Here is a 16,959-nt window from a genome sequence, read left to right on the forward strand (position 1 = left end):
ATGAAGCGCCCGCTGCGCATCAGGCCGAGGTCGACCATCGGCCGCGCCTGGCTGCGCTCGACCATCACGAACAGGCCAAGCAGGAACGCGGCGATCAGCAGACGCCCCAACGTGGGGGCGCTGTCCCAACCGACCCGATTGGCGTCGATCAAGGCCCAGATCAGGTAGCCCAGGCCACCGGCGAAAGTCAGGCTGCCCAGTGGATCGAACCGCGCCGCCGAACCGTCACGGGACTCCTCGATACTGCGTACGACCATGAACGCCAGCACGATCACCAGCGGCAGGTTGATATAGAAGATCCAGCGCCAGCCCAAGCTACTGGCGATCAGCCCACCGAGCAGCGGCGCGAAGGTGATGGTCGCGCCCATGCAGGCGCCCCAGAAGGCCCAGGCCCGCATGCGTTCCTGCGGCGTATGGAAGCGGTGGCCGATGGCGGCCAGCGCGGCAGTCAGCAACAACGCGGCACCGATGCCCTTGGCTGCGCGGGCCAGATCAAGGAACAACAGGCTCGGCGCGGCGCCGCACGCCAGCGAGGCTGCGCCGAACAGCGCCAGGCCGAGCAGCAGCATGCGCCGCCTGCCGAAGCGGTCGGCCAGGCTGCCTGCGGGTAGCAGGCAGGCAGCGAACGCCAGCAAGTACGCACTGACCACCCATTCGATGTCGCTGAACGAGCCGGACAGATCGCGGGCAATGCTGGGCAGGCTGACCGCGACGATGTTGGTGTCGAGGATGATCACGGCGCACACCGCCGAGGCGGTGAACAGGGTGAAGCGTGGTGAGGCGGCTGCAGGCATGGCAAGGCTCCGTTATAGAGAGCAGGCAGGTCGTCGCCGCTTTACCGCCACGACGCCAGCCTTGTAGTGTTGCCTCAACCATAACGCCGCAGGGCGCCCGGCTTGTTAGCCAGCACGTCCCGCGTCATTAGCGCCTGGCTAACGAGGCCCCATGGAGATACGTCACTTCCGCTACTTCCTTGCCGTCGCCCGCCACGGCCACTTCACCCGCGCCGCCGAGCAACTGGGGATCGCCCCGCCGACCCTGAGCCGGCAGATCCAGGACATGGAGCGTGAGCTGGGCGTGCGGCTGTTCGAGCGCAGCCAGCGCGAGGTAAGCCTCACCGCCGCCGGCCAGGCCTTGCTCACCGAGGCCGAACAGGCGGTGCAGCAGTTCGACGCCGCGCAGTTGGGTGCACAGCGTGCCGGTCGCGGCGACAGTGGGCGGATCGAACTCGGCTACGTTGCCTCGGCGGCTTACTCCGGCACCCTACAGCAACAGGTCAGTCGGTTTGCCCAGGCTTATCCCGGCATACAGCTGAACATTCGCGAAGTGCCCATGCTCGAGCTCCCCTCTCTTGTCGACGAGGGCCAACTCGACCTCGCCTACTTGCGCTCGCCGATGGAGCTGCCGCAGACCCTGAATGCCATCGCCCTGCATCAGGAAGGTTTCGTCCTGGCGCTACCGGCCAGCTCGCGCCTCAACGAACTGAAGACCATCCCGGCCTCACGCCTGGCCGACGAAACCTTCATCTTGCCCGAGCAGATCTCCGGCACCCTGGCAATTGCCAGCCAGGGCAGTTTCACCCCGCGCCTGGGGCCGCAACCGGGCAGCCTGGTGGCGGTGCTCACCCTGGTGTCACTGGGCCAGGGCGTGGCCGTGGTACCGGCGTCGGTGGTCCAGCGCATCAGTTTGCCCCAGGTCAACTACCGGCCCATCGCCGACGCCCAGGCAAGTTCATGGCTGAGCCTGGTGCACCGCCGCTTCGAAAAGTCGCCCGCAGTGCTGCGCTATATAGAAGGAGTGCGCCAAGGTGCCGAATGATCATCGGGCTCTGCTGGCACTGCTGGCATTGCTCGCCTGCCTGGCCTGGCCCTCGAGGGCCGGCGACGCCATGCAGACGATGGCGCTGGGCAAGCCTGTGCCCTACTCTTTCTTCACCTATGCCAATGCCAGGCTCGATACCCGCCTGCCGGTCCAACACGCAGTGATCGTGCTCCATGGCGTACACCGTGATGCCGACCACTACTATCGCAGCGGCCTGACCCTGCTCGGCAATGCGGGACTCACCCAGGACGACACGCTGCTGCTGGCCCCCCGCTTCTTCAGCGAAGACGATCCCCAGGCAACACCCACTCCGCCCTTATGGGTGAAGAGCCAATGGCTGCAGGGCCACGAGTCCGTGGCTGGACGTTCCGGCATCTCAGCATTTGCCGTGCTCGACGACCTTCTCGCCTACCTTGCCGATCGTCATCGATTTCCACACCTCGGAGACATCACCTTGATCGGCCATTCCGCCGGCGGCCAACTGTTGCAGCGCTACACGCTGCTCGGCACGGGCGACCAGGCGTTGCGCGCCCTCGGCATCCATGTGCGCTACATTGTCGCCAGCCCCTCCACCTACCTGTACCTGGATGCCAACCGCCCCCTTGGCGAAGGCTTCGCCCCTTTACCTGCCGCGCAGTGCGCCGACTACGACCGTTACCGCTATGGCCTGCCAGGCGCACCGGACTACTTCGTCACGCAGCATCTCGATGCCCGCCAGGTGCTCAGCCGCTACGCCGCACGCGACGTGACCTACCTGGTCGGCGAGCGCGACCGCCACCCCCACAGCCGGATCATGGACCGCAGCTGTGCAGCCCAGGCCCAGGGCAGTGACCGGGTCGAGCGGCAACTCAACTACCTGCGCTACGAGGCTTTTCTGGCCCAGCGCTGGTCGATTACGCTCGCGCATCGTCAGTACGTACTGCCGGGCATCGGCCATGACCCCGCCCGCCTGCTGACCGATCCAGGTGTTGCCCAGCTGCTGTTCCCCAGCCACTGACATTCCACCACGCCGCGCAGTACACTCGGGCCCTCCCCCTTTCGGAGACGTCCAAGGTGCATCACGCAGGAAGCGATGAACATCCACCGGCACGTGCCCGAGCTGGCGCAGTCATCTGGCTTACCGGACTCTCAGGCGCGGGAAAGTCGACACTGGCCCAGGCCCTGGCCCGAGAGCTCCATGAGCTTGGACATGGCTGCTACGTGCTCGACGGTGATGTACTGCGCACAGGGCTGAATGCCGACTTGGGTTTCTCGCCCGAGGATCGCCACGAAAACATCCGCCGCACAGCCGAGGTGGCGGCGCTGTTTGCCGATGCCGGGCTGATCTGCATTGCCGCGTTGATCTCGCCCTATCGCGCCGGACGCGCCACCGCGCGCCAAGCCTGCAAGGCGGGCTTCCACGAAGTGCACGTCAAGGCTGATCTGGCCACCTGCGAGGCCCGCGACCCCAAGGGCCTGTATCGCCGTGCCCGGGCGGGAGAGCTGCCGGCCTTCACCGGGATCGATGCGCCCTACGAAGTGCCGGAGCGACCGGAGCTGGTGGTGGAGACGGCACAAGTGCCGCTGCCGATAGCCACGGCGCAACTGTTGGCGTACGTACAGCAGCGGGTACTGCACCAAGCGCAGTAGGCGCGGACTGACCCCGCGCCTGCTGGTTGCACTCAACTGCCCGGGGCGATATCGCCACGCTGCCAGCGTGCCTCGTTGTTGCCCAGGGCCTGGGCAATGTCGGCGAGCTCGCCGGACGGCAGGGTCTGCGGCAGCGGGTCGAGCCCGGCGCTGGCGAACACCTGGCCATAGCTGTTGCGCAGCTCGGCATAGGCCAGGTCGCGGCGCAGATCGGCCTGCAGCGCATTCAGTTCCCCCTGGATCAGCTCCAGCTCGCCAATGCCCTGCGCCTGGTGGCGATTGCGCAGTTGCTCGACGATCTGCTGGTCGAGGGCGACCAGTTGCTGGCTGGTGGCGAACTGGCGGCGAGCTTCGTTGTAATTGGCATTGGCCACGTAGAGCTGGGCCAGGATGGCCATCGACATCGCCTGGCGACGCGCCTCGACCACCTGTTCGCCAGCCTTGGCGACCTCGATGGACGCCGGCCCCGACAGCACGTTGAACAGGTTCCAGGTGACCTTGACGCCATAATCGGCCCAGTGCTGGTTGGTCAGGAAGCTGTTGCTGTCGTAGTGCCCGCCCGCCGAGAACTCCAGCCCCGGCAGCATGCGCAGCATCGACTTGCGTACCTCGGCGGCGCTGATGCGCGCCTGGTAGTCCTGTTCGCGCAACTCGGGGCGCGTGGCCAGGGCCTGCTGCTCCAGCGTTTCGAGGCCTACCTTGAGCTCCGGCACGCTGTAGTCGTCGGTGGCGGCGAGGGTCAGCTCGCTCCCCGGCGGCAGGTTGATCAGCGCCCCCAGTTCAGTCTTGGCCAGCGACAGCGCACGGCGCTGTTCCTCCAACTGGCGGGTAGCCTCGATCAACGAGCGCTGGTAGTTGAGCGCCTGGATCGGGTCGCCAATGCGCTGGTCACCCATGCGCTGGCTGTTGTCCCGCGCCTGCTCGACCCGCACCATCAGCGCGTCGATCTGCTTGAGCAGGCGCTCGGCGGCGACCGCCCGCCAGTAGGCCGAGCGCACGTCCTGGATGATGGTCTGCACCACCTTGCGCCGGCGTTCCTGGACGATCAGGCGCTGATCGCCCTGTTGCTTGGCGCTGACATAGCTGACACCGAAGTCGAGCACGTTCCACACCATGGTCAGGTCGGCCACGTCGCGGTCGCGGTCCTGGGAGGTCGATGGCTCCAGGGACTGGGTATTGGTCAGCACGCTCTGGCTGCTCGAAGCACTGACATTGCTGCGCCCGGCGTAACCGGCCGACAGGGCCATGCGCGGCAGCATGTCGAAGGTGGCCAGGTCGACCTGGCGCTGGGCCAGGGCTTCTTCCATGATCTTGAGGCGTGCCTCCAGGTTGTACTTGACCGCACGGGCCATGGCCTGGTGCAGGGTCAGCGGCCCTTGCAAGGCCTCCTGGCCCTTGAACATGCTGGCAAGGTCCGCCCGCGCCCGCTGCTCGCTGACGCTGCGGTCGATGGGCTGGGTCTTGACCGCGCACCCTGTTACCGCCAGTGCCAGTACGCTTACCGCAAAAATCCTCGATGCTCTGCTCATCCCTGTCCGCCCCCTTGGTACGGCACTGCTTTTCTTCTAATTGGATTGCTCGCGTGCGCCGGCTCAGGCCTGCGGCACGGGTACCTCGACCTGCCCCAACGCCTGCGCCAGTTGCCTGGCCTGGTGTTGCTCCCCCTCCCGGAAGGCCTGCAACTGCTGCCCAAGGGTCGGCGCCCCGGTCAGGCCCTTGCCCGCCCCCGCCTCTGCCCCCTGGCGGAATGGTTTGCCTCCGCTCAGTTCATACTGGCCACCGTCATCCGGCAGCGTCTTGTCGAAGATGTTGGCCAGGCTGCTGGCCCCGAAGACATTGGCGTCACCGCCACCAAAGCCGAGGAAACCGGCCCCCGAACCATTGCCGATACCGCTGTCGGCGTGCTGGCCGGCGAATACCTGGGCCAGGTAGCTGGGCGCCAGCGCACCGTTCTGGATGAACAGATTGCCCAAGGTCGGCAGCCCGCCGCCAACTGTCGGCACTTCGAACAACGGCTGTGGCAGCAGCGGCGACTGGAACGGCGCCGTTACCGGCAACGGTGCGATCACCACTGGCGTGCCTGGGCTGGCCTGGCCCGGGCGCGCCGGTGGGTAGGCGCGGAATTCCGGATCACCGTCGGTCGACTGCAATGTCACGCTTTGCCCGGCGAAGCCGCCGACCAGGGCGTTGCCTGCGCCATCGCGAATGCCCGTGCCACTGGCCTTGAGCCCAAGGGCCAGGCCACCACTGCCCGCCACCCCTGCAACATTGACCTGCCAGGTATGGCCGTCAAGGCGTACCAGCGACTGCAGCGTGCCGCTGGCGTTGCCACTGGCCAGCAGTTCGAAGTCGCCCAGGTCCACACCACTGACGTCCTCGCTGAAGGTCACGGTGAAGGACTGGCTGCCCGGCGTCGGCGACGGATTCGCCACGATCGAGACCACGCCGGGTGGCGTGCTGTCGACAATGACCCCGTGGCTGTCGCCAATATTGTTCAGCCCCGGTGTCAGTTGATTGCCGGCCGCATCGTGCAGGCTCGCGCCATTGGCCGACAGGCCGAGCACCTGGATGCCGTCGGCATCGTTGTCGCCGGCCTGGATCTGGTACTGGAACACCAGCGTCGGCGTGCCTGAGCCGGCGACGAAATCGGCGTAAACCGTGCGCCCGCCGACATCCAGGGCAAGCCGCGGCACGCCGTCGACCAGCACCGCTTCGCTGGTATTGACCACGAAGGTGAGCACATCGCCCGTGTTATAGGGGACGCCGACCGGCACGCCGACACTGCTCACCGTGGGGGCGTCGCGGTCGATGTTGTATGTGGCGCCGGTCAGGCCACCGACCAGTGCGTTACCGGCCACATCAGTGATACCCGTGGCACTGCCATTGAGGTTCAGGCCCAGAGTGCCGGTGCCGTGCACGCCACTGACGGTGATGATATAGACTCCACCGCCCAGCGCTTGCAGGCCGCTGAGCGTGCCGCTGGCCGAGCCGGTGCCGACCAGGCTGAAATCGCTGAGGTCGACGCCATTGACCTGCTCGTTGAAGGTCACGGTGAAGCGCACGCTCTGGGCGTTGCTCGGCGACGGGTCGAGGGTGACGATGCCGACCGCGCTCGGCGCCTGGGTATCGACCAGCACCTGGTGGGTATCGGCCACGCCATTCAGGGTCAGGTCCATGGCGTTGCCAGCAGCGTCGACAAGGGTCGCGCCATTGCCGGCAAGGCCGGTCACGGTGATGCCGTCAGCGTCGTTGTCACCGGCCTGGACGATGTACTGGAACACCAGGGTCGAGGTGCCGGCGCCCGCCACCAGTTCGGCAAACACCGTGTGCCCACCGATGTCCAGGGCCAGGCGCGGCGCCCCGGTGACCTGGACCGCTTCGCTGGCGTTGACCACGAACACCAGCGCGTCGCCGGCATTGTAGGAAACCCCCGCTGGGCCACCAACGCTGGTCACGCTGGGAACGCGGGTGTCGATGGCATAGTTGTTGGAGTCGGTACTGCCCACGCCGGCGTTGCCGGAAGACGCCGCGACCACGCCGCTGTTGTCCAGGGTGATCAGGTTGCTGGTGTCCTCGACCCCATTGCCGGGTGTCAGGGTCGCGGTCCAGGTGATGCCGCCATCGCTGCTGCTCAATCCGCTCAAGGTGCCGTTGGCCACCGTCAGGTCGGCCAGGGTGAAGCCGCTCACCGCCTCGCTGAAAGTGATGGTCACCAGGCTCGACTCGCCCGCGCGCAGGGCCGTATCGGCAACCACGACGGTGGCGGTGGGGACGACGGTGTTGACCGTGTAGTTGGCCGATGAAGTGGTACCGGTTCCGCTGTTGCCGGCCAGGTCGGTGTAGCCCGTGTTGTTCAGTACGATCAGGTTGGTGCCATCCTGCACACCGTTGCTCGGTGTGAACACGGCGGTCCAGGTGATACCGCCGTCGGCGCTGGAGAGCGCGCTCAAGGTGCCGTTGGCCACGGTCAGGTCGGCGTTGCTGAAGCCGCTCACCGCCTCGCTGAACGTGATGGTCACCAACGAGGTTTCACCGACACGCAGATCGCTGTCGGCCATGACGATGGTGGCGGTTGGCCGCTGACTGTCGACGGCGTAGTTGTTCGAGTCGGTGGTGCCGGAACCGGCGTTGCCGGCGGCGTCCATCACCCCGCTGTTGTCCAGGGTGATCACGTTGGAGGTGTCGGTGATGCCGGCGGTCGGCGTCAGGGTCGCGGTCCAGGTGATACCACCGTCGCTGCTGCTCAGCCCGCTCAGGGTGCCGTTGGCCACGGTCAGGTCGGCGGTGGTGAAACCGCTTACCGCCTCGCTGAAGGTGATGGTCACCAGCGACGTCTCGCCAATCGCGAGGCTGCTGTCGGCCACCACGATGGTTGCGGTCGGGCGTTGGGTATCGATGGCGTAGTTGTTCGAGTCGGTGGTGCCGACCCCGGCATTGCCACTGCTCGCGCCGACCACGCCGCTGTTGTCGAGGGTGATCAGGTTGCTGCTGTCGGTGATGTTGCTGGTGGGGGTGAAGGTCGCGGTCCAGGTGATGCCGCCATCGCTGCTGGAGACAGCGCTCAAGGTGCCATTGGCCAAGGTCAGGTCGGCATTGCTGAAGCCAGTCACCGCCTCGCTGAAGGTGATGGTCACCAGCGACGTTTCGCCGACCCGCAAGGCGCTGTCGGCGACCACGATGGTGGCCGTGGGGACCACGGTGTCGACCGTGTAGTTGGCCGACGAGGTGGTGCCGACGCCAGCGTTGCCGGCCAGATCGCTGATACCGGTGTTGTTCAAGGTGATCAGGTTGCTGAGGTCGCGCACCCCGGCGTTCGGGGTGAAGGTCGCGGTCCAGGTGATGCCGCCGTCGCTGCTGCTCACGGCGCTCAGGGTGCCGTTGGCAATGGTCAGGTCGGCGTTGCTGAAACCGGTCACCGCCTCGCTGAAGGTGAAGGTCACCGTGGTGGTTTCGCCCGCGGTCAGGGTGGGGTCGGCAATCACGATGGTGGCGGTCGGGCGCTGGCTGTCGATGGCGTAGTTGTTCGAGTCGGTGCTGCCAGTGCCGGCGTTGCCCGCGCTGTCCGTCACGCCGCTGTTGTCGAGGGTGATCAGGTTGCTGGTGTCGGTGATGCCGGCGGTCGGGGTCAGGGTCGCGGTCCAGGTGATACCACCATCGCTGCTGCTTACCGCACTCAGGGTGCCATTGGCGATGGTCAGGTCGGCGTTGCTGAAGCCGGTCACCGCCTCGCTGAAAGTAATGGTCACCAGCGACGTCTGGCCGATGGCCAGGTTGCTGTCGGCCACCACGATGGTCGCGGTCGGGCGTTGGGTGTCGATGGCGTAGTTGTTCGAATCGGTGGTGCCGGAGCCGGCGTTGCCGCTGCTGGCCCCGACCACGCCACTGTTGTCCAGAGTGATCAGGTTGGTCGCATCCTGGATATTGCTGGTTGGCGTGAAGGTGGCCGTCCAGGTGATACCGCCGTCGGCGCTGGATACCGCGCTCAGGGTGCCGTTGGCCACCGTCAGGTCGGCATTGGTGAAACCGCTCACCGCCTCGCTGAACGTGATGGTCACCAGCGAGGTTTCACCGATACGCAGCGCCGCATCGCTTACCACCACGGTGGCCGTGGGTTGCAAGGTGCTGACGCCGTAGTTGTTGGAGTTGGTGGTACCGCTGCCGGCGTTGCCGGCCAGGTCGGTCACCCCAGTGTTGCTCAAGGTGATGACGTTGGTGGCGTCCTGCACGTTCACCGAAGGAGTGAAGGTCGCCGTCCAGGTGATGCCGCCGTCACTGCTGGAAAGCCCGCTCAAGTTACCGTTCGGCGCCGTCAGATCGGCCAGGGTGAAGCCGGTGACCGCCTCGCTGAAGGTAATGGTCACCGTGGTGGTCTCGCCGACGGTGAGATTGTTGTCGGCGACCACGATGGTGGCCGTCGGCCGCTGGGTGTCGATGGTGTAGTTGTTCGAGTCGGTGGTGCCGCTGCCGGCGTTGCCGGCCAGGTCGGCCACCCCGCTGTTGTCCAGGGTGATGAGGTTGCTGGTGTCGGTGATGTTGCTCGACGGGGTGAAGGTGGCCGTCCAGGTGATCCCGCCGTCGCTGCTGGACACCGCGCTCAAGTTGCCGTTGGCCACGGTCACGTCGGCATTGCTGAAGCCAATGACTGCCTCGCTGAAGGTGAAGGTCACCAGCGACGTCTGGCCGATGGCCAGGGTGGGGTTGGCCACCACGATGGTCGCGGTCGGGCGCACGGTGTCGATGGCGTAGTTGTTCGAGTTGGTGGTGCCGCTGCCGGCGTTGCCAGCGGCATCGCTCACCCCGGTGTTGTCCAGGGTGATGAGGTTGGTCGCATCGGTGATGGCGCTGTTCGGGGTGAACGTCGCGGTCCAGGTGATCCCGCCGTCGCTGCTGGAGACGGCGCTCAGGGTGCCGTTGGCCACCGTCAGGTCGGCATTGGTGAAGCCGGTCACGGCCTCGCTGAAGGTGATGGTCACCTGCGACGTTTCACCGATGCTCAGGTTACTGTCGGCCACCACGATGGTCGCGGTCGGGCGCTGGGTGTCGATGGCGTAGTTGTTCGAGTTGGTGGTGCCGCTGCCGGCGTTGCCAGCGGCATCGCTCACCCCGGTGTTGTCCAGGGTGATGAGGTTGGTCGCGTCGCTGATAGCGCTGGTCGGGGTGAACGTCGCGGTCCAGGTGATCCCGCCGTCGCTGCTGGAGACGGCGCTCAGGGTGCCGTTGGCCACCGTCAGGTCGGCATTGGTGAAGCCGGTCACGGCCTCGCTGAACGTGATGGTCACCTGGGACGTCTCACCGATGCTCAGGTTGCTGTCGGCCACTACGATGGTCGCCGTCGGGCGCTGTGTGTCGATGCTGTAGTTGGCCGAACTGGTGGTACCTGCGCCAGCGTTGCCGGCCAGGTCGGTGACGCCGGCGTTGTTCAGGGTGATGACGTTGCTGGCGCTGGTGATGTTGCTGGTCGGAGTGAAGGTGGCGGTCCAGGTCTTGCCGCCATCGCTGCTGGACACCGCGCTCAGGGTACCGTTGGTCACCGTCAGGTCGGCATTGGTGAAGCCGCTCACCACCTCGCTGAAGGTGATGGTCACCGTCGCCGTCTCGCCCACTTTCAGGGCCGTGTCGCTGAGGCTGATGGTGGCGGTGGGCGGCACGGTCTCGTGGATGGCCACCGTGACCGACGCCGCGCTGGAAGTGGCGCCGTCGCCATCGTTGATGGTGACCGACAGGGTACGGGTGGCCTGGCCGATGCTGTTGGCGGCATTGCTGTTGTCGTAGGTAAGGTTGCGCACCACCGCCTGGACCGCTGCGGCCGTGGCATTGCCGTTGAACGTCAGCACCAGGTTGGCGCCGCCCGTGCCGCCGGTGTAAGTGCCGATGGCCACTCCGCCATAGCTGACCGCATTGCCGCTGACGCCGATCTGCCCGGCGCCGGTGCCTTGGTTGCGGATACCCAGCAGATCTTCGCCGGCCACGCCGTTGCCGCTGACCGCCACGGTCAGGTTACCGCCGGCAAAGTCGGCCGAGTCGCTGTCGGTGACCGTGGCGTTGCTGCCGCTGTCGAGCAGCACGGCGCCACTGCCTTGGGTGAAGGTCTGGCTGTCGCCGTTGAGGTTGCCGATCACCGGCGCGGCATTGGGCGGCTGGACCACCACCGAGGCGGTGCGGGTGGTGCTGCCCATGTCGTCGTTGACGCTGACCGTGACATTGCGCGTGCCGCTGGTGTAGGCCCCGGTGCTGTTGCCGTAGGTCACCACGGCGAGGATCGAGCGGTACTGGGCCAGGGTGGCCACGCCGCTGAGCGACAGCACCGTGGTGCCGGAGCCGCTGATGGTAATGCCGTAGCTGGCCGCCGTGGCGATCTGCCCGGCGCTGAGCGAGAGGGTTTCATTGCCGCCGTCGAGCACGCCGCCCAGGGTGAGGGTAGCGCCGCTGACCTGGGTGTCGCCGTCGGTCTGAGTGAGGCTGATGTTCGGCACGATGGCCACCGGGCTGCCGGTGAAGTTGACCGTGCTGTCGTTGCCGCCGCTACCGGTATCCAGGTCGACCACTGGTGGCGCCGAATACAGCACCTCGTAGGCACCGATGTCGACACCGCCGCCACGGGGTCGGTCGAAGCCGCGCAGGTCAGTGGCCGGCGCACCGGTGAGGGTGCCCTGGTCAATGGCGTTGCTGGCGGTGCTGGCCAGGCGATAGTCGCCAGCGGCGGTGTTGACGAAGTTGACCGAGGCACCGATCAGGTTGGTGGTGCTGGTGTAGCCACCGCCGACGCCACCATTGGTGGCGGCATCGAGCTGGGTGCCGTTGACGGTGTTGCCAGTGAAGATGCTGTTCTGCACCGTCACTGTGCCGGCCTGGCCGCTGGCCCAGCCAAGGCCGCCCGAGGTGATGCTGCCGCTGCTGGTGTTGAGGAACACGTTGTTGGCCACAGTGCTGTTGGTGATGCGCACCGTGCCGCCGCTGTTGCCCAGCACGATGATAGCGCCGGCCGCCACCGTGCCGGTGGCGCCGTAGGTGCCGGTGTTGTTGTAGATCGCCACGTTTTCCAAAACATGGTTGTTGGCGCCGCCCAGACGCACCAGGGTCGACATGGAGGTGCCGCCGAGGATGCTGGCATTGTTGTCGTGGATCGTGGTGTTGCGCACCACCACGGTGGACCCCGCCGTGGTCGCTGAGTTGATCACCGTGCCGTAGTTCTCCTGGAAATTGGAGTCTTCGACCGTGATGGAACCGCCAAAGGCGCGGATCGTGCCACCGGCGATGTTGCTGGAGAAATAACGGAAATCCAGGTTGCGCACGGTCAGCACGCCACCACCATTGCTTTGCAGGCCCGACGCGTCCGCAGAGTCGCGTATGCCGTTGTCATTGGCGTCGCCACTGAAGATGATGTCGCCCTTGCCGTCACCGTCGACATCGCCATTGATGGTGATGTTGCTGGTCACGAGCAGCGCCGAGGACGTCGTCCAGCGGATGGTCTGGCCTTTCAGGCTCTGGTGGAACACGATGATGTCGGGGCCACTGCCCGCGGTGGAACCATCCACCGAGGTGTCGGTGTTCGCGGCCTGGATGGCTTCGGCCAGGGTCACCCCGCCATCGCCGGCCGAAATGAGCGAGGCGTCCTTGCTGGTGACGGTGATGGTCGCCAGCGAGGTACTGAACGCCGACAGGTCGCCACGCTGCACGCCCACGCCGCTGGCCACCACCCCGGAGACCGTCTCCAGCGCCCAGTCCTCGCCGGCGCGGTTGCCGGTCGAGTCGGAGGATGCCCCAACGTCGGCGCCGCTGAGCCGGGCCACCTCGTTGACAAACAGTTGGCCATCGCTGCCGGCGCCGGTGTTGCAGGCGAAGAAACGGATGTCACCACCCGGCGCCAGGCTCGCGCCGATGCGGGCGAGGTCCGCGCCATGGCTGGCCAGCTGGTTGGCCCAGATGGCGTTGCCGGCCAGGTAGACATAGCCCTGGTCGCCGTGGCTGATGATGTCGACCGAAGTAACGTCGCTGCGGCCGTTGAGATAATCGGCGATCTGCTTGAAACCGTCCTTGCCGTTCTCCAGCACCACCACCTCGACCCCGGCGGGTAAGCCCGCGATGAGTTTCTGGTAGTCGCTGACGGCCGAGTCGATGAACACCACTTCGTGGTTGCCCGAGGCTGCTGTGACCGACGCGGTGGCCGGTGCCGCCTCGTGGACCGGCTCGTGGCTGGCGCTGTCGCGGGTGCTGGCCGCATCACTGGCGGCGCCGGTGTCCTTGGCCACGGTGGCGGCAGCAGCAGCTTCGACCGCCTGGGCTCCCTGGTCGGCGACCACGCCTACCGAGGCGTCGAACATCATGCGCGGCTCCAGGGCCTGGATGAGGCTCGGGCGGCTCGTGGAAACGTATTGTTTATGGGTGTCCTTGCCGCGTTTCCAGAATGCCATGATGCCCTCGCTCAGCCCTGGGGCTGCTTGTGCGCGCCGTCCTTGCAAATGAGGAAGGCCTGTCCTTGTTGGGAAATCCTGAACGGACGACGGGGCGCCGATGTGCGCCCCGCTGCCCTGCCTGCTGGTTGCCCGGCCTCAGTTACGGGACGGGAAGACCCCTTCAAGCGCGATGATGAAGTTGATGCCCAGGTAAGGGCTCTGGTTCGAGAACGGCAGGTTGCTTCCCGAGGTCGTTGCCGTCTTGGCCGGGACCGTGATGTCGAACGGCTTGAGCGTGGTGTTGGTGGCCGTGGCGGTGTAGATCTTGATCTCAGGCCCCGAGCCTGTGGTGTCGACCGACTTGGCCAGCACCGCACCGGTCGAGGGCGTATCCAGCTCGGCGGTGCCAGTGGTGGCCGGGATGGCGACCGAAACCGTTGCGGCGGGGATGTTCACGACCTGGGGCACCATGTTCGAAAGCGTCAAGGTGGTCGATGTCGTTCCTCCCGCCTCGCCCAGCAAGATGTTGTTCGTCCCTGTCCCTTGCCCCGCATGAACGGGGGCACGGCCACGCAAATCAGGCAAGCCGAAGGTGCTCTGGCCATTACCTCCGTAGGTGGTGCCCAGGATCGCGAACAACGCAGCGTTCTGGTTGATACCTAGAATCTGCCCGTTGCACAAGGCCCAGCCCCGAGGGGCGAAGTTGCCTGCGAACAAGGTGATCTGTCCAATGAATGGCTCACTCATCTACGGCTCTCCTATGACAACACTGCAAGGGCGGGCCCTTTGGCCCGCGGGAAATGACGCGTGTGGCAGGCCCCTTCAGAGCGGCCGTTCGACGTGGAAAACAGCCTCCAGCACCGGTCGCCCCTCGGTATCGGGGCCCACCGGAGTCATCATCAGCAGCCAACCCTCTTTGCCCGGTGGCGACAGGCGGAACACCGCTTGCGGCAGGGCTGTGCCACTCGGCAGGGCGAACTCCGCCGCAAAGCGCTGGTGGCGCGGCGACATGGCCTGGCCCTCGGTCACGGCCAGCAGTTGCGCCTCGAGCGCCTGGTCGTCGCTGACCCACAGCTGGAAGTGGCTGCCGGTGGCCTGTTGCAGTTCGTCGAACGTAGGCATGGCATGCATGGGGCTGATCCTTCAGGCACGAATGGCGGTGGTGAGCGCCGCTCGGCGCATTTTCAGAGAGGGGCCGGTTTCGCCGACCACCTCGAACCCGAGGCGCTGGTAGAGCTGCAAGGCCGGGTTGTGAGGGGTGACATGCAGGCCGGCGCTGAGCCCATCGCCATCGGCTTGCGCCAGCCACTCGCCGATCAATCGGCTGCCGATGCCACGCCCGCACCAGGCGGGCAGCAGGGCCATGTCGATGAACTGCACGTGGCTGTCCGCCCAGTGCAGGTAGGCGCGGCCAATGGACTCGCCCGCTACTTCGATGACGAGGAAGTCGGCGCCGGCGAACTGGGCCTGGTAATAGTCGTGCTGTGCTTGGAACTGCTGGTCGAGGAAGGTATCGATGGCGGCCTGCGGCCACGGCAGCAGGGCCATTTCGGCGGCACGGGTGGTGCCATAGAGTGTGCGCAGGAACGCCCGGTCGGCGTCCACCGTGGGACGGAGGTTCACCTCGAGGATGGACATCGGGTCTGGCTTCCCTGCGTAAGGTTACCCCATGGTGAGGGGCGCACATCCAAGTGAATTGTCCTACACGATCATTCGCAGCGTAGCCGAAGAACAAGGCATATAGCCACTACCCGAGCGTGGTCTTTACGTTTATTTTCTCAAACACCCGTTCGAGGTACTTTGACGCCACTTTCTAGGCATTTCGCAACCGTATGGATTCCAAAGCGTTGTACGGCTGCAGGGCCCATCGGGCGACTGCCGCGCGCACCTCGTCGCTGGCCTCGTCACGCTTGCGCTGGCCATCGGCGCTGAAGTTCATGGCCGGCTGCTTGGCATCGAAGGCCGCGACCGCCTGCAAATCCGCTACTTCGCCTGGCAGGATGCCGAACAGTGGCCCCAGGCGCCCCCAGACAGCATTGGGCAACTCACTGTAGTTCACCACGATGGCGCCTTCGCGTTCGCACAACGCTAGGCCAGCCGCAAGGATCTCGCCAATCATCCGGCAGGTGTATTGCACCGCGCTCATGCCCTGGGCATCGGTCAGCACACTGTCGAGCCCAGAGCCGCCGAGCAGGCCCGGCACCCGGTGCATGCCCGGCTGGCGCAGTTGGGAAACGACGATCTCCAGCGGGTCACGGTAGAGGAACACCCGTGGCACCTGGGGATACAGCGCTGTCAGCAATGGCGCGTCGAAGATGTTCCAGGCATCGAGCTTGATCAGCAGTTGGCGCTCGTCGCCCCGACGACGCTGACCGTAGGCCGAGCACAGCGCCCGCAATGCATCGGCCTGCCAGGCGGCGGCGGACGGGTCCTGGCGCGCGGCGCGCAACAGGTTGTCCAACGGCGGCGGCTCGGACAGCACGATATTTCGCGCTTGGCTGGCCAGCAATTGGGCGATCAGCGTCGAACCACAGCGTGAAGCATGGAACACCAAGGCCGAGGGCGTCAGCCCCGGGCTACGGGCGTGCCAATCGAGCAAAGCCGAGACATCGGTGTCGCGGCGCATAGCCTGGTTGAACGGCAGGCGTAACGCCTGGTCGACGTCATCGCGGAAAAACGGCCGGGCCAGGCGCCTCTCGCCGAACCAGCACCAGTCCACCCGCCATCCGGCGTCGCCCTGCCAGAGACGGATGGGCAGCCAGCCGTGAAAATCCATCGGGGTATTCACACTCGCCATTGATCGCTCCATGCCTGCTTGCCCCGGCGCATGGCGCCCAGGACCTCTGCCTCGGAAAACGCCAGCCCTAGCTCGGCACCAAGGCGCACCGCCTCGGCCACGAAGGCCCGGGGATCCTCCAACGCCTGTAGTTGCGCGGCCAATGTCGGCGCCTCACTCACCTGCTGGCGAAACCGTTCGAATGCCTGCCCGGCCCTGCCAGGCTGCAATGCCGGCGTCTGCGCCAGGCCTTCGTCGATCAGCGCCAGCAGCCAAGGGTCGGCCGCGCAGTCGAGTACCAGGTGGATGCGCTCACCGGGCCCGGGGTTGTTGACCCGGTGGGGGCGCGACAGGTCGATGAACCAGCACTCGCCCGGGCGCATCGGCACTTGCAGGCCATCCACAAGGAACTCCACGCCCGGTGGGCTCAGCAGCGGTATGTGCAAACGCAGGCAGCCGCCTGGGCGCCCGAGGTCGGGGTCACGGTGCTCGTGAATCCTCGCCCCCGCCCCCAGGCGTAACAGGCGGGCGGCGCGCAGCGATGCCTGGAAGGGCGCAAGGGCTTGCTGCCAGGCCGGCTCGCCTTGCCACCAGGCCAGGCTTGTCGGCGCGCCTGTGCCTGGGGCCAGCGGCAACGGCGCGTCCTCCGCGGCGACCAGCGCCACACCGCTCCAGTCACCTTCGTGGTAGCCCCGGTTGAAGTGCGCCTGCCAGGCGTGAGTGTCCAGCCGGGTCAGGGCCTGCAGCAAGGCGGGCAGGTTCGTGGGCAAGGTAAGGCGGGAACACAGTGGCAGAGCAGTCTCGGTCATGCGGGCTCCTTGCGTTGGCATTGTCTTGAAC

11 protein-coding genes (1 of these 11 cut by a window edge) are annotated in these 16,959 nt (G+C 66.2%); 3 read left to right on the plus strand and 8 right to left on the minus strand.

What is annotated here, in order from left to right:
• Positions 1-794, minus strand: the 5' portion of a protein-coding gene (locus AAHK21_RS10405; protein ID WP_367857191.1) for an MFS transporter. Its footprint begins 763 nt before the window's first position; 794 of the gene's 1,557 nt are visible here — the first part of the coding sequence; it begins with the start codon at positions 792-794; its stop codon lies beyond the left edge, outside the window.
• Positions 795-945: 151 nt separating this feature from the next.
• Here AAHK21_RS10405 and AAHK21_RS10410 point away from each other — a divergent pair, with 151 nt between their 5' ends.
• The 3 genes from AAHK21_RS10410 to cysC are packed head-to-tail and all read left to right on the plus strand — an operon-like array spanning position 946 to position 3,450.
• Entirely contained in the window at positions 946-1,818 is an 873-nt protein-coding gene (locus AAHK21_RS10410; protein WP_367857192.1) for a LysR family transcriptional regulator, read from the plus strand.
• Positions 1,808-2,818, plus strand: a complete 1,011-nt coding sequence (locus tag AAHK21_RS10415; RefSeq protein WP_367857193.1) for a hypothetical protein — start codon at positions 1,808-1,810, stop codon at positions 2,816-2,818. Before AAHK21_RS10410 ends, AAHK21_RS10415 begins: the two co-directional genes overlap by 11 nt.
• 56 nt (positions 2,819-2,874) lie before the next feature.
• Complete coding sequence (gene cysC / locus AAHK21_RS10420) at positions 2,875-3,450, plus strand: adenylyl-sulfate kinase (protein ID WP_367857194.1); 576 nt, start codon at positions 2,875-2,877, stop codon at positions 3,448-3,450.
• Positions 3,451-3,482: 32 nt separating this feature from the next.
• Here the strand turns inward: cysC and AAHK21_RS10425 are convergent, their stop codons facing one another.
• From AAHK21_RS10425 to AAHK21_RS10455, 7 genes are all read right to left on the minus strand, one after another.
• Positions 3,483-4,979, minus strand: a complete 1,497-nt coding sequence (locus tag AAHK21_RS10425; protein WP_367857195.1) for a TolC family protein — start codon at positions 4,977-4,979, stop codon at positions 3,483-3,485.
• 63 nt (positions 4,980-5,042) lie between these two features.
• A complete protein-coding gene (locus tag AAHK21_RS10430) occupies positions 5,043-13,361 on the minus strand; it encodes an Ig-like domain-containing protein (protein WP_367857196.1) in 8,319 nt (2,772 codons plus the stop codon).
• 138 nt (positions 13,362-13,499) lie between these two features.
• Complete coding sequence (locus tag AAHK21_RS10435) at positions 13,500-14,090, minus strand: phage tail protein (protein ID WP_367857197.1); 591 nt, start codon at positions 14,088-14,090, stop codon at positions 13,500-13,502.
• Between the two features lie 75 nt (positions 14,091-14,165).
• Positions 14,166-14,474, minus strand: coding sequence for a hypothetical protein (locus tag AAHK21_RS10440; RefSeq protein ID WP_367857198.1), 309 nt, complete (start codon positions 14,472-14,474; stop codon positions 14,166-14,168).
• Between the two features lie 12 nt (positions 14,475-14,486).
• Positions 14,487-14,981 (minus strand): GNAT family N-acetyltransferase, encoded by a 495-nt coding sequence (locus AAHK21_RS10445; RefSeq protein ID WP_367857199.1) that lies wholly within the window; start codon positions 14,979-14,981, stop codon positions 14,487-14,489.
• A 175-nt stretch (positions 14,982-15,156) separates the two neighbouring features.
• Positions 15,157-16,140 carry a sulfotransferase family protein gene (locus AAHK21_RS10450; RefSeq protein WP_367857200.1) on the minus strand — a complete coding sequence of 328 codons (984 nt, stop codon included), beginning with the start codon at positions 16,138-16,140 and terminating at the stop codon, positions 15,157-15,159.
• Positions 16,128-16,928 (minus strand): aspartyl/asparaginyl beta-hydroxylase domain-containing protein, encoded by an 801-nt coding sequence (locus tag AAHK21_RS10455; protein WP_367857201.1) that lies wholly within the window; start codon positions 16,926-16,928, stop codon positions 16,128-16,130. Before AAHK21_RS10455 ends, AAHK21_RS10450 begins: the two co-directional genes overlap by 13 nt.
• Positions 16,929-16,959 lie beyond the last annotated feature (31 nt).

It is taken from the genome of Pseudomonas sp. TE50-2, assembly GCF_040813665.1.
GTDB classification, from domain to species: domain Bacteria; phylum Pseudomonadota; class Gammaproteobacteria; order Pseudomonadales; family Pseudomonadaceae; genus Aquipseudomonas; species Aquipseudomonas soli.